A 12,435-nucleotide genomic window follows, 5' to 3' on the forward strand; every position below is an offset into this window, starting at 1 on the left:
ATGGCTGTCACGCTCTGGCACAACTCGCTGAAATCGTGCGGTGATCGCTGTCGGGTCTTCCGGCCGTGAGCCGCGGGCCCACGGGGCGGACAGGAGGAGCCGAACGCGTGAGCCGCGGCGCTGCCCGGCCCACGCGTCTGCCGCGCTGGCGCTCGCATCGGCGGCCGCCCGAGGCCGGCTCGTTCGTGCTCGGCCTCGTCGTCTCAGCGCTTCGCCGCTTCCTTCAGCGCTGCCAGGGTCGCGACCCGGCCCGCGGCGCCGGCGCCGTGCGCCCCGACGATCCGCTCGACGTCCAGCTTCAGGCGGGTGATCGCGTCGTAGAGCTCGCCGGCCGACTTCTCGTTGATCGGGCCCCCAGGGCTGAAGAGGTCGGCGTTGAAGAGGAGCTTCTCCGCGGGCAGGTACACGACCACCATCCCCTGCGCGTGCTCGGTCTCGATCACGTGGAGTTCCACCTCCCGTCCCGCCAGATCGGTGAACCGCTTGAGGGACTCCACCTCGTCGATGGCGACCGGGACGTTCGCCTGCTCCAAGCGGTCGGGGCTGACAGTGTGCGGCCGGGCGAACACGTCGCGGAAGAAGTCGGCGCCCGCCTGACCATGGCGACGAGCTTCATCCGCCCCTTGCAAGCTGGGCACTCGAGGACATCTATCGCAAATGTGCGGCGCAAGATCTCGGCCCACGGTCGATAGCCGCCACGCTTGCGTTTCGGAGCGGCGTCATCGTCCGCCTTCGTAGGCTCTTGTGGCTTCGCAGGGCGCGGTCCGATGCGCTTGCGCGCCAACGTGGGCGACTTGCCGAGGCGAGCACGCCAGCGTACTTGACGGTGTGAAAGCGCGGCGGCGGGACGCTGGCCGCGAGGCGGCACAGGAGCGAGGCGCGTCAAGGGCGGCGCAGCCGCCGAGCCCTGCGAGGGAACCCTTGACGCGCCCGAGCACCCCGGCACACTCAGGACGCGATGGGCCGACCATCACGCCTGTGACCGAGGCCCGCTCACTGTCGCGATGGCCATCAGCCAGGCCGAGCGAGAGAGCATCAACCAGTTTGACTCTCAACACCGTTCCCCTCGCCTTCGCAGGCGGCACCGCGCCAAGCGCGATGGTCCCCTTCGTGACCGCCGCTTCGAAGAACTGGGCCGAAGGAACTCCCGTCACCGTAACGGACGCCACGCTCCCGATGGCCCTCGAAGCCATGAGCGTGACGACGTTCGTGAGTCAGTGAAGCCTAGCCAGATCGGCCCCGTCGCTCAGGGGACCTTCATCAGGGCGTTCTGCTCTGCTTGCACGCGGCCATCGGTGCAGAACTTGCAGTTGTCGCCGTAGAAGAAGTTCCTGTTCGCTGTGTCATCCATCAAATGAACGCGGAACCAGGCCGCGGCCGACGACAGGGACACGCCATTTGCGCCCTGATAGACCCAGCTACCGTGATCCGCGTTGAGCTCGTTGAGGAAAAACGCGGGCTGATCGGTGACCGTCTTGAAGACATCGTGGACCCCGCTGCATTTCACCGTGGAGTCGTTCCCCCCGCAGAAGAACAACATGGGGGTGTGCACTCCCTTGAGGGCACTGGTGCCGCAAATCGTGCCGAGGGCCGAGAAACGGGGATCGGAGGCCGTCTTGCAAGTCGACATGCCCCCATAGGAATGGCCAAGCTGGCCGATCTTCGTGGTGTCGAGGGCGTGATAGTACGGGCTGCTCGCATCCTCGGCTTGTTCCAAGATCCAATCGAGGCCCGCGGTCGTGGGAAGAGGATCGCCTTCGGCGGTCGCGGTGCTGAGAGAAGCCACCACGACGAAACCGTGGGACGCGAGATGGTTGACGATCGGTCCGTATTGTCCGCACCACTGATTGCTGCCGGCGTTGACGACGCATTTCGGCGGGTTCTGCTCCGGATTGTCCCGGTAGCCATTGGCCCAGATCAGGATCGGATGGCAGTGGCCGCTGGTTGCGATATTGCTCGGGCGGTACACGTGAAAGCGCTGTTGCTCGTCCCCATAGATCGGATCGGGAACGACGCCGGCGAGGGGGCCGACGTTCTTGTCTGCGGTGACCGAGAAGGGGCCCGTCTTGGTAGGATCGGCCGTGGGGAACGGGTCGCCGACGCAGCTACCGGTCGTGCCGCCGCTACCGGTCGTGCCGCCGCTTCCGGCATTTCCTTGGCCGCCGCTGCCCGATTGCCCGCCCGAAGCCGCGCCACCCGTGGCCCCACTCGAGCCGCCCGACGCCGAGCCGCCAGCCCCACCACTGGATGCGCCGCCGCTGGATGCGCCGCCGCTGGATGCGCCGCCGCTGGATGCGCCGCCGCTTTCGGCCGTTCCCCCAGAGCCCGTCGCACCACCGGAGGCCGTGCCCCCGCTGCCCGTCCCACCGCTGTCCGTGCCAACCGCGCCCCCGCTCGCGGCAGCGTCCCCATTCGATCCGTTACCACACGCCGCGGTGGAAACGCACACGCCCAAAGCCAGTAGCCAACGCCTCATGGTGACTCTGTCCTCGCCCAGCCGCTCAGCGTCGTCAAGCGCTTTGGCGGATAGGACAAGCAAACGCGTTCCGCAAAGTCAAGATTCTCGGAGCCGTTCCTGACTCGTGCAGTCCGACTGTACGAGCTTATCGACAGAACGGGCCTTATGCGATCAGACAGGCCTTCCACTCGTGAAACGCCTGCGATTACCGCGACGTCGCACCAAGCGGAAGGCATCCTACCGTATAGCTGTACACTACTGAGCTCGTCCAGACGGCCGCCGTCGCGGTTCGCGGCGCGTCGTGATGGCCGGCGCACGCACCTCAGGGCAGACCTCCCCCCCCGGCCACGTCGTCGAGCAGCGTCCCTCCCCTTTCAGTTTCGTCACGCGGGGTCCGCCGAGTACCGCGCGCGGCACTCCAGCGGCTCGGCGACCAGACCGAGGTGGCTCAAGATCTTCCTCGCCGTCGCCTTGTCCGTGATCGCGGCCATGAGTCGCATCCGCCCGCTGCATCGCGGGCACGCGAGAACATCTACTGCGTAAGTCCGCCGCAAAAGCTTCGCCCATTCGACGCGAGGCGACGTCGCCAGAAGGAGCCCATCCACGAGGCTGCGTTGCTTCGCATGCGGCGCGAGCACACCGTGGTAGCGCACCAGCGGATGGCGCGGCGGCCGCACCAGCGCGGCGAGCCTCGCGAAAAACACAATCGGCGTCATCACCCGATGCGTTCCTTTTCGCCGCGGGTATTTCACCTGATAGGCCACCCGACCGTCGCGGAGGATGCTGAGCCGCTCCAAAGCGAAGCAGGGACGCGCGCAATACCGGACGAGCCGCTCGCGCCCCTCGTCGTCGTAGCCCTCGATGCGCACCGCCGCCTCGACGTTGAAAGCACGCCGGCGCGACGCTTTTGGGCCTTCGCGATCTCTTGGATGAAATGCGCCCGATCGCTGTCGCGACGCCGGCAGCGGCAACCCTCGGTCGTACGTCTCGCGAGCGTGAGCGAGAAAGCTTTCCAGGTGATCCCGAACAAGGACGTGGAGAACGGTGTCCTCTGGCTTTCGCGGCGCATACGCAGGTGACGTGAGGTGCCGCGGGATAGGCAGCTCTGCCCGCTCGTTCCGGCTTCGAGCGCCTGTCTCACACCGGTTCGACACGGGAGCTCGCCATGGCGGATTCCGTGCCGCTTTGCAGTCGCGTCATTTCACGCGTGGGCGAGGCAGCCGCTCGCGCGATCACCGATCGCCGCCATGGCGGCGCCAGTCCGTTGAGCGCTTGGCTCGTCGTCCGCCTTCCCAGGCTTCTCTGGCTTCGAAGGCCGCGGTTCGATGCGCTTACGATGAGGTCGAGTTCAGCCGGCGGCGAAAAGTCAGGGTCCGAGCCACCGGAGAGGAGCTGTTCGAAATGTTATGTAAAATGCGATGCATATCGGGCGGAGGGTCCGGTCAGCCGATGTCAACGCCGCGCGAGGTCGAGCACCGGACGAGGCGAGAGTTCCGACGCCCTGATCACGGCGTCTGCCGACGTCGGTCGTCCGCGACAAGCCGAGCCTCGTCGGCTAGCTTCTTAGGAAGCAGGTGGCCGAACCTCTCCCATCGGAGATCGACCCCGCGTGCAGCCCCGCACCTCAGCGCCGGCGAGCTCGTGGCCGGCGCCGCCGAGCTCCTCCAGCGCGAGGCTCGGGGCCGACCGCGGAGCGGCCAGCGGGCGTCGAGGTGGACGCCGGCGAGCGCGTGAGCGCGCTGGCGTCGTACCAAATACACCGCCCCAGAACGGCCGGAAAGGGCGCATAGACCCGCGAAACCACGCGGAGCGCGCTGCCGTGGAGGGGTATCGAGACGCCTGCTACGTCAATGCCACGTCAACGCTACGGCCACCCCACGGCCACGAGAGCAGCCCGCCGTTCGGTCGGCGAACAGCACCCGCGCCGCGCGCTGCCCCCGCCGGAATCGTGCGTTTGTCGACCGAAATCGGCGCAGGCCGTCCCGATGCTGGTCATCATCGACGGGCTCCTTCCCCCGTGCGTAGCACGGCGGGCTGGCCGTCAGGTTCCGGGAGAGGCAGCACACAGTGGTCCGGGCTGTTCGTCAACCGATCGGTGGGCGAATACTTCTCCACGTCGATTTTTGTGCTGACTCGGACCGCGTGGCCGATGCCTTCGGCATCGCCGACCGATCGGCAGACGCTCGGCGATCGTTCTCGCCCGTGCCGCCGACTGGCACGGTTGACGACTTCAAGCGCAGTGGCGAGCATCCCCGAGCCGGCCAGGAACCCTGCGAGCCGACTGGGAATTTCTGGTTCGGTCCCGCTCACCCCCGCGCGCGCGGCGGCTGCGCGGCCCGCGCCGCCGGCTGCGCGGCCCGCGTCGCCGCCGGCGCCGCCGCCCTCGGGCGGCCCACGGCGTCCCCCGCGGAGAGGAAGCGGGCGATGTTCCTTGGCTCGGTCACCATGGCGACGAGCTTCATCCGCCCCTTGCAAGCTGGGCACTCGAGGACATCGATCGCAAATGTGCGGCGCAAGATCTCGGCCCACGGTCGATAGCCGCCACGCTTGCGTTTCGGAGCGGCGTCATCGTCCGCCTTCGTAGGCTCTTGTGGCTTCGCAGGGCGCGATCCGATGCGCTTGCGCGCCAACGTGGGCGACTTGCCGAGGCGAGCACGCCAGCGTACTTGACGGTGTGAAAGCGCGGCGGCGGGACGCTGGCCGCGAGGCGGCACAGGAGCGAGAGCGGCTCCATGTCCACCGCGACAGTCCCGTCAGCGAAGGCGCGCTTGAGCGAGAGCCGCACCAGGCCGTCCTGCTGCGGCTCGACGCGCTCCTTTGCGATCGGGGGTCGCAGCACGTAACGCAGCAGCGCCTCCCTCGCCGCGGCATGGTGCGCACCGGGGCGCGTCGCTGCGTGCAAGGTGAAGCCGTCGAGCGCAACGCACAGCGGCTTGTCGTACGCGAGCGCGCTCGGAGAAGACGGCGAGAGCCCGCGGAGCCATCGCGGGGCGACGACGTGTGGCGCGGCTCTCGTCCCGAGACGGCGGAGGCACAGAGCGCTGCCTCGGGCTCGTCGTCCTCCTCGACGTCGTGCTCGATGTCGAGATGCCCGTGCCGCCGGAGGGAATGGAGCATCCGCCCGGCGTGCTCTAGGACCTGACCGACCTCGCGCGTTCGCAGGTGACCGAGTTCGTTCCACACGAGCTCGGTGCCGTCTTCGTGATAAGCCCCGTCGAGGAAGACCACGTGCAGATGCGGATTGAGCCGCATGTCGCCGGACGTGCGTTGCACGACGGTCACCGCGCCGCTCTTGACCGCGCCGCACGCGCCTCGGCGCGCGGCGCCACCGGCAGCCCGAGCAGCCGTCCGATCGCCTCGTGGACGACCCGGGCCGCCACGTCATCCCCGAGGGCGACGGCGCGGCTCAGGGTGCTGGCGAGCGAGGCGACCACGGCCGCCCGAGGCGACGGATCGGTCACGGCGAGCTCCCCAGGCCCGGTGCGGCCCCACGGGGCCCCCTGCGCCGCCGCATCGCGCGCGGCCAAGGGAGTCGCGGGATCACCGTCCCACCGTACAGCCACGCTGCACGCGCTGGTTACCATGGAGAACCTTGCGCGATCCGCCTACCTCCCGGAAAAGTGACGCTGTATCAGCCACTTATCCATGCATCGACGAGATACTTCTCCTGTACGCTCGCGATGCGCCGGGCGCGCGCCCGCCGTTTCCTGGATCAAGGAGGTCGCTCGGATGAGATGCAGGGTTCTGCTTCGGATCGTGCTCATCGCTTCTTTCTCACTCGTGCTCTTGCTCGCCGGTATCCGCCCGAGCGCCGCTCAGTCGAATTTGCCCTACTGGACCGAGATTCCGCAGGGCGGCGCCATCCCCGACGCCATCTGGGACGGCGCGAGCGCCTATCACCAGGGCATCTTCTACATCTTCGGTGGGTTGAACGGGACCTACCCGGATGACGAGCCCGTGGCCGATTTCAGCGCCTTCGACGTCGACACGCTGACCTGGTACGACCTCGGCCAGTACCCAGGCGGGCCGTCCGCCAGGGCCGAGTCGATGATGTGGTGCGTCGCCGAGGAGGACGCGCTGATCGTCTCCGGCGGGAGAGGTCCTTTCCGGCGCGGGCTCGACCTCACGCACCAGGACACGTTCCGGTTCGATCCGGTGCACGGGTGGACGCAGATCGCGCAGAGCGCGGCCGAGATCGGGCGCGCCAACCGCTCCACGGAGGCGGTCGCCGTGCGAAAGAAGGGGAAACACAAGACCGTCGCGTACGCCTTCTCGGGCTCGTCGTCGACGCTGCCAGCCTTCATCAACCGCCCTGACGGCCTCCAGCACAACCTGGTCCGCTACAAGAACGGCTGGAAGCAGGTCGCGACCGGCTCACCCGCGCCGCGCGCTCGAGCCCACCATCCGCTCGTCTACTCCCAGGGCTGGAACGCCCTGCTCGTCTATGGGGGATACACGAACGACGCCGTGAACGGGACCGGCCTGTTCACGCCGGAGAACTACCTCGGCGACCTCTGGTGGTTCGACATCGACACGGAGACCTGGGATCAGCTCGTCTTCGACGAGGCCGCCGGACCGGGCCACCGCGACAACGCGAAGCTGATCGCCGATGAGCACAACGACCGCATCTGGCTGTTCGGGGGCAGCCAGTTCGACGGTACCACCCTGTCCGATGTCTGGTACTTCGATCTCCCCACAGGGACCTGGACCCGCGTGGACACCGCGATGACGGGACCCGCGCCGGCCCCGAGGTTCGGCCAGTTCTACTTCACTCGGAGGACCGCCACGGCTTACGAGCTCTACCTCTTCGGGGGAGCGACCGCGGAGTTCGCGCCAGTGCTGCTCAACGACATGTGGAGATTGACGATCCCCCTCGCCTGCGGCGGCTGAGTCTCCCCAAAAGCTCCGAATACGCCGGTCTCAGGCGAATTCTCCGACCTCGCCCTGGTCACGATTTCCTGAACTCCACAGGCCGGACTGCCGGGCTGAGCTCTTCGCAGGTGAAAACTCCGGGAGCGTCGCCAAGGAACCGCGCGGCGAGCAGGGCTACGGCTGGGACCCTGTGTGGATCCCGGACGGCTTCGAGCGCACATTGGCCGAGCTCCGGAGCTCGAAGTATGTCGTCAATATGCGACTCTTGCCTTTTCTCGAGCTCGCCGCCGAGCTGCGTGGCACGGGCTTCGAAGGCGTGTTCGAGTCTCACGTGACCGTCGCCGCCTGCGACGAAGCCGCGTCGTCACGCCATTACCTGCACGATCCGGTCTCGATCGAGCGCGGGCGCACCGAGGTGTTCTGGATGCTGTTCGGGTCGGTCACCGCGACCTCGCGGCCCCAGCCGGTGAGCCCCGCGAAGGTCCCGTTGGTCGTCATGTCGAACGGCCCGTCGCTCTGACAGTCGCTGTTCTTGACGGCGCCCCACGACCACGCGAGCCACCCCACCTCGAGCTCGACGCTCCTGGCCAGGAGCGCCTTGTAATCGAACGGGTGCTTGCCGCACTCGTACACGGCGTGCTGCGCGAACTCGCCGACCATCAAAGGCAGGTTCAGCGCCACGGACTCCTGCAGCTCTTTCGTGATCGTGGCCGCGCTGCCGTCCGTCCACCACATGTGGACGCTGAGCAGGATGTTCGGGTCGTGCTTGACGAGCGCAGGGCCGACGGCCTGCAGCTGGTCGATGTTCTGCCCCCACTTGGAGGCGTCGATCACGAGCGGGACCGTGATGCCGGCGCCGCGCATCCGGGTGATGGCCTGCTTGTAGCCCGCCTCCCACGCCGCGTTGTCGACCTCGTCCCCGACCTCGTTGCCGATGTTGACGAGCAAGCTCTGCTCGTGCTTCTTGATCACGGCGACGACATCCGCTCTCGTCCAGTAGTCGACGAGGCTCGGCAGGAGATCCCATTTCCCCGTGGCGTCGTGGAGCTCGACGATCGGAATGAGCTTCTGCGCGAGCGCGTTCGTGATGGCCTGATCGAGCCCCGCCGAGGACTCCGTGGCGAGCCAGACGATCCGCACCGCGTTGGCGCCGGTCTTCGCGATCTCCGCGAACTCCGGCAGGCCGTCGGGCCCCGACGACAGCCACACGACCATCTCGTTGACGCCCCGGAGCAGCACCTTCTCTCCGCAGCGGTCGTAGAGGAAACGGCCGCGCACCGAGAACCCCGTCGACTCCTGGTCACCCCCGCCGGCGCCCGCGCCCGAGGTGGCGCCGCCAGCGCCGGACGTGGCGCCGCTGCTCGAGGTGGCGCCGCCAGCGCCGGACGTGGCCCCGCTGCCCGCGCTCGCGCCGCTGCTCGAGCTGGCGCCGCCGGCGCCGGACGTGACGCCGCTGCTCGACGTGGTGCCGTCGGCGCCGGACGTGGCTCCGGTGGCGCCCCCGCCCGCGCCCGATGCGCCGCCCCCCGCTCCGGTCGTCTCCTGCCCCGAGCCCTGCGGGTCGTCCGCGCCGTCTCCGCATCCCGCGGAGAGGCCCAGCGCCATGAGGGCTGCTCCGGTCCAACCAGCCACCGACCCGTGAAGAACGCGCATCGTGATCTCCTTCTGCCTCTCCCCCGATTGGACCTGGCGACGTCCGGCTTCGACCCTGCGCGACCGCACGGTGAACCCTTCTCGTTCTGCAGGTCGACCAGGCCCTGCGCGCCGCGCATCACCGCGGGCAGCGCGCCAGTCGCGCCGCATGGCCAGGCCTGGGAGGAGCCCACGGCGAGGAGAGGACCTATTCCGTCCGCGGGCCCACGAGAATGAAGAAACCAAGAAACCGCGGACAGGGGCTCACCAACGACTCCTACGACATGGCCCGAGGCACGCGGGAAGAGCGGACAGGAAACCACTTAATCGGTTCATTGTCCAGCGCCTTGAAGGGCGTTGCTGATCCGCGATGTTTGAGCGGACGATCGCGCTTCGGGGCTCGCGGAGGCGGCCACATGGGTGAGCTGGCCCGCTTGAGTTAATCGGTAAAGTTACACCGCAGCGCCGATCGCGGCGTGGGAGATCTCGTGGCGCGATGCGCCGACAGGAGTGAGGTCACGCGCCGCGGGCGCTGCGTGCATTCAGGCGGCGCGCGGGCGCACGCCGTAGCCAGCCCCGCGCACGGCCTCGACGAGGGCGTCCACGGGCGCGCTCGCTGGATCGTGCTGCACCACGACGGTGCCCTCGCGCAGGCGCACGTCGACCTTGGCCACGCCGCCGCCGAGCTCGCGAAGCGCGCTGTCGATGTGGCGGACGCAGGACGGGCAGCTCATCCCGTCCACCTGGAGCATGGTCTCTTTCATGGCGTCTCCCTTTCGGCGACCCGCGGGCCGCTCACCTTCGGAGACGCAGCCATCGGGGTTCATTACACCCCGAGCAGCGGCGGGCCTGCCACGGAGGACCGTGAGGCGCTCGCGCCGCGCACCCATGGTAGAAGGGGCCCGTGGAGGACAATCCGCGGACCGCCATCGCTCTGGCCGAGGCTCCGCCGCGGCCATCTCCAGGACCTGGAAGGGTTGGCCACCCGGGCAGGAACAGGAGAACAGGCGTCGCAGCCACGCCAGAGCGGCCAGCCTCCACGGCAGCTGGTCGAGAGACGCTCGACATCCCGGTCGAGACCGTTCACAATGGTATCAGATTTGAAATTGATTTTCAAAATCTGACGGGGCCCATGGTTTCCAGCGTTCCTCCCCAACTTGACGTGACCTTCTCCGACGTGGACTCGACCGGCCGCGATGCCCCGGCGCACGACGCCGGCGCCGCAGCTCCCGCGGGTCCGCTCTCGGAGGTGCGCGCCGGTGAGCGCGTGATCGTTGTCGAGGTCGGCCTCGACGCCGAGCTCGCCGGGTGGCTCGGGGCGATGGGGCTCGGCCCCGGCCAGACGCTCACGTCGATCCGGCGCGCGGCGTTCGGCGGGCCGCTCCACGTGCGCACCGGGTCGGGCGGGGAGCTCGCGATCAACGCGACGCTCGCGCGCTCGATCCTGGTGGCGCCCCTGCCCTCGCAGCGGCGGGTCGGATGACCGCCTCGCACTGCCATGCAGGCACGGAGCGCCTCCCGGCGTCGACAGGGCGGCCGCTCATCGCGCTGCTCGGGCGGCCGAACTCGGGCAAATCGTCGCTGTTCAACCGGCTGACCGGCGGCAGCGCGCACGTCGGCAACTTCCCGGGGATCACGGTCGACATCCTCACGGCCGACGTCCGCCTCGCGGGCGGGGCCGTGGCGACGGTCGCGGATCTCCCTGGGCTTTACTCGATCGAGGCCGTCGTCGATCCGGCGACGGACGAGGGCGTCGCGCGCCGCTTCCTCGACCGCACCGGCGAGGGCGAGCGGCCGCGCCTCGTCGTCCAGGTGGTGGACGCCACGCAGCTCGCGCTCGGCCTGCGGCTCACGCGTGAGCTCGTGCGGCGCGGGCTCGCCCCGCTCGTCGTCGCCACGCAGCGCGACGTGCTCGAGGGCGAGGGGCGCGGGCTCGACCTCGGCGCCCTCGAGCGCGCCATCGGCCTGCCCGTGCTGCTCGTGAGCGCGAGGGACCCGGCCGCGCGGGGCGTGGTGCTCAACGCGGCGGCCGCGCGGCTCGACGCGATCGCGTCGGGCGCCGTGAAGCCCCCCGGCGCCGCGGCGTGGGATCCGGATGAGGTGGCGCGCGCCGCGTACGTCGAGCCGCCGCGCCACGACGCCGCCGCGGAGCGGCGGAGGACGTTCACCGCGCGCGCCGACGCCGTGCTGCTCCACCCGGCGGCCGGCCCGGTGCTGTTCCTCGGGCTCATGGCGCTCCTCTTCGCCGCCGTGTTCCTCGTGGCCACCCCGGTCACCGAGGCGCTCGACGCGGCGATCGGCGAGCTCGGCAGCCTCGTGTCCCGCGCCCTCGGCGGGGGGCTCGCCGCCTCGTTCGTCGTCGACGGCCTGCTCGGCGGGGCGGGGACGGTGCTCGCCTTCATGCCGCAGATCGTGATCCTCACGATCGCCATGGAGCTGCTCGAGGCGAGCGGGTACCTCGCGCGCGGCGCCTTCCTCGTCGACCGCCTGCTCCAGCTGATGGGGCTCAGCGGCCGGGCGTTCCTCCCGCTGCTGATGGGGCACGCGTGCGCGGTGCCCGCCGTGCACGCCACGCGCATCCTGCGCGACCCGCGCGAGCGGCTCACGGCGATCCTCGTCCTGCCGCTCATGGCCTGCTCGGCGCGGATCCCGACCTACGCGCTCCTCCTGACGACCTTCTTCGCGGCCCACGGCGCCTGGGTGCAGGCGCTGCTCTTCGTCGCGCTCTACGTCGCCGGCATCTTCTCCGGGCTCGTCGCCTCGCTCGTGCTGCGGCGCACGGCGACCCGCGGGCGCTCGCTCCCGATGGTGCTCGAGATGCCGGCGTACCGCAGCCCCGAGCCGCGGCTCGTGGTCCGCAAGGCGGGCCAGGCGGCGTGGCGGTTCACGCGCGACGTCGGGACCGTGATCCTGGCCGTCTCGGCCGTGCTGTGGGTGCTCCTGAAGGTCCCCATGCCGGGCGCCGCGCCCGAGCAGCCCCCGGCCGCCGCGGCCGAGAGCGCGGCGGCGTCGCTCGAGGCGACGTCGCTCGAGGCGAGCATCGCCGGCAGCGTGGGGCGCGCGCTCGAGCCGGTGACCGCGCCGCTCGGGTTCGACTGGCGCATCAACGTCGGCCTCATCGGCTCGTTCGGCGCGCGCGAGGTCATGGTCGGGACGATGGGGGTCATCTTCGGCGTCGAGGACGCCGACGACGAGCCCGCGCCGCTCGCCGAGCAGATCCGCGAGGCGAGGCGCCCGGACGGGGCGCTCGCGTACTCGTCGCGCACCGGGCTCGCGCTGCTCGCGTTCTTCGTCCTGGCGTGCCAGTGCATGAGCACCGTGGCGGCGATCCGGCGCGAGACGAAGTCGTGGCGCTGGCCCGCGTTCGTCCTCGCCTACACCTACGCGGCGGCGTACGTCGCGGCGCTCGTCGTCTACCAGGGGAGCGGGCTGCTCGGGATGCCGTGAGGCGGCGCCGCTCAGGGAGCGCGCGC

General features: G+C 69.6%; 13 protein-coding genes and 2 pseudogenes. 6 read left to right on the forward strand and 9 right to left on the reverse strand.

All coding sequences use genetic code 11. The annotated features are described in order from the left end of the window. Nucleotides 1–203: 203 nt before the first annotated feature. Nucleotides 204–638: a hypothetical protein gene (locus WMF22_RS44160; protein WP_438033612.1), complete on the reverse strand. Its 435-nt coding sequence runs from the start codon at nucleotides 636–638 to the stop codon at nucleotides 204–206. Between the two features lie 406 nt (nucleotides 639–1,044). Between WMF22_RS44160 and WMF22_RS44165 the strand changes: the two genes are divergently transcribed. Next, nucleotides 1,045–1,221 carry a hypothetical protein gene (locus WMF22_RS44165; protein WP_438033613.1) on the forward strand — a complete coding sequence of 59 codons (177 nt, stop codon included), beginning with the start codon at nucleotides 1,045–1,047 and terminating at the stop codon, nucleotides 1,219–1,221. 25 nt (nucleotides 1,222–1,246) lie between these two features. Here the strand turns inward: WMF22_RS44165 and WMF22_RS44170 are convergent, their stop codons facing one another. From WMF22_RS44170 to WMF22_RS44185, 4 genes are all read right to left on the reverse strand, one after another. Then, nucleotides 1,247–2,476, reverse strand: coding sequence for a poly(ethylene terephthalate) hydrolase family protein (locus tag WMF22_RS44170; protein WP_438033614.1), 1,230 nt, complete (start codon nucleotides 2,474–2,476; stop codon nucleotides 1,247–1,249). Nucleotides 2,477–2,841: 365 nt separating this feature from the next. Further along, nucleotides 2,842–3,612, reverse strand: coding sequence for a transposase (locus tag WMF22_RS44175; RefSeq protein ID WP_438033615.1), 771 nt, complete (start codon nucleotides 3,610–3,612; stop codon nucleotides 2,842–2,844). Nucleotides 3,613–4,764: 1,152 nt separating this feature from the next. Beyond that, complete coding sequence (locus tag WMF22_RS44180) at nucleotides 4,765–4,920, reverse strand: hypothetical protein (RefSeq protein WP_438033616.1); 156 nt, start codon at nucleotides 4,918–4,920, stop codon at nucleotides 4,765–4,767. Then, nucleotides 4,917–5,360, reverse strand: a complete 444-nt coding sequence (locus WMF22_RS44185; RefSeq protein WP_438033617.1) for a transposase — start codon at nucleotides 5,358–5,360, stop codon at nucleotides 4,917–4,919. Before WMF22_RS44185 ends, WMF22_RS44180 begins: the two co-directional genes overlap by 4 nt. 98 nt (nucleotides 5,361–5,458) lie before the next feature. Here WMF22_RS44185 and WMF22_RS44190 point away from each other — a divergent pair, with 98 nt between their 5' ends. Next, nucleotides 5,459–5,593, forward strand: coding sequence for a hypothetical protein (locus tag WMF22_RS44190; RefSeq protein WP_437295910.1), 135 nt, complete (start codon nucleotides 5,459–5,461; stop codon nucleotides 5,591–5,593). Nucleotides 5,594–5,611: 18 nt separating this feature from the next. Here WMF22_RS44190 and WMF22_RS44195 read toward each other — a convergent pair. Together WMF22_RS44195 and WMF22_RS44200 are read right to left on the reverse strand one after the other, a co-directional pair. Beyond that, nucleotides 5,612–5,710, reverse strand: a pseudogene (locus WMF22_RS44195) (hypothetical protein); the annotation flags it as partial. A 26-nt stretch (nucleotides 5,711–5,736) separates the two neighbouring features. Continuing rightward, nucleotides 5,737–5,919, reverse strand: coding sequence for a hypothetical protein (locus WMF22_RS44200; protein ID WP_438033618.1), 183 nt, complete (start codon nucleotides 5,917–5,919; stop codon nucleotides 5,737–5,739). A 268-nt stretch (nucleotides 5,920–6,187) separates the two neighbouring features. Here WMF22_RS44200 and WMF22_RS44205 point away from each other — a divergent pair, with 268 nt between their 5' ends. Continuing rightward, the gene (locus WMF22_RS44205) at nucleotides 6,188–7,348 is read left to right on the forward strand and encodes a Kelch repeat-containing protein (RefSeq protein WP_438033619.1); all 1,161 of its coding nucleotides are present in this window, start codon (nucleotides 6,188–6,190) and stop codon (nucleotides 7,346–7,348) included. 19 nt (nucleotides 7,349–7,367) lie between these two features. Next, nucleotides 7,368–7,559: pseudogene (locus tag WMF22_RS44210) on the forward strand (non-canonical purine NTP pyrophosphatase); the annotation flags it as partial. Between the two features lie 143 nt (nucleotides 7,560–7,702). Here WMF22_RS44210 and WMF22_RS44215 read toward each other — a convergent pair. Then, complete coding sequence (locus WMF22_RS44215) at nucleotides 7,703–8,983, reverse strand: cellulase family glycosylhydrolase (RefSeq protein WP_438033620.1); 1,281 nt, start codon at nucleotides 8,981–8,983, stop codon at nucleotides 7,703–7,705. A 521-nt stretch (nucleotides 8,984–9,504) separates the two neighbouring features. Further along, on the reverse strand, nucleotides 9,505–9,726 hold the full coding sequence (locus tag WMF22_RS44220) for a heavy-metal-associated domain-containing protein (protein ID WP_437295913.1): 222 nt from the start codon (nucleotides 9,724–9,726) through the stop codon (nucleotides 9,505–9,507). Between the two features lie 368 nt (nucleotides 9,727–10,094). Between WMF22_RS44220 and WMF22_RS44225 the strand changes: the two genes are divergently transcribed. After that, the gene (locus WMF22_RS44225; protein ID WP_438033621.1) at nucleotides 10,095–10,445 is read left to right on the forward strand and encodes a FeoA family protein; all 351 of its coding nucleotides are present in this window, start codon (nucleotides 10,095–10,097) and stop codon (nucleotides 10,443–10,445) included. Then, nucleotides 10,442–12,409 (forward strand): ferrous iron transporter B, encoded by a 1,968-nt coding sequence (gene feoB / locus WMF22_RS44230; protein ID WP_438033622.1) that lies wholly within the window; start codon nucleotides 10,442–10,444, stop codon nucleotides 12,407–12,409. The genes WMF22_RS44225 and feoB overlap by 4 nt, the downstream gene beginning before the upstream one ends. Nucleotides 12,410–12,435 lie beyond the last annotated feature (26 nt).

The organism is Sorangium sp. So ce204 (genome assembly GCF_051526795.1).
Classification (GTDB): domain Bacteria; phylum Myxococcota_A; class Polyangia; order Polyangiales; family Polyangiaceae; genus Sorangium; species Sorangium cellulosum_B.

Coding starts and splice junctions, on each gene's coding strand:
- WMF22_RS44170 (WP_438033614.1), bottom strand. CDS start 2,476: ATGAGGCGTTGGCTACTGGCTTTGGGCGTGTGCGTTTCCACCGCGGCG.
- WMF22_RS44180 (WP_438033616.1), bottom strand. CDS start 4,920: ATGAAGCTCGTCGCCATGGTGACCGAGCCAAGGAACATCGCCCGCTTC.
- WMF22_RS44205 (WP_438033619.1), top strand. CDS start 6,188: ATGAGATGCAGGGTTCTGCTTCGGATCGTGCTCATCGCTTCTTTCTCA.
- WMF22_RS44215 (WP_438033620.1), bottom strand. CDS start 8,983: ATGCGCGTTCTTCACGGGTCGGTGGCTGGTTGGACCGGAGCAGCCCTC.
- WMF22_RS44220 (WP_437295913.1), bottom strand. CDS start 9,726: ATGAAAGAGACCATGCTCCAGGTGGACGGGATGAGCTGCCCGTCCTGC.
- WMF22_RS44225 (WP_438033621.1), top strand. CDS start 10,095: ATGGTTTCCAGCGTTCCTCCCCAACTTGACGTGACCTTCTCCGACGTG.
- feoB (WP_438033622.1), top strand. CDS start 10,442: ATGACCGCCTCGCACTGCCATGCAGGCACGGAGCGCCTCCCGGCGTCG.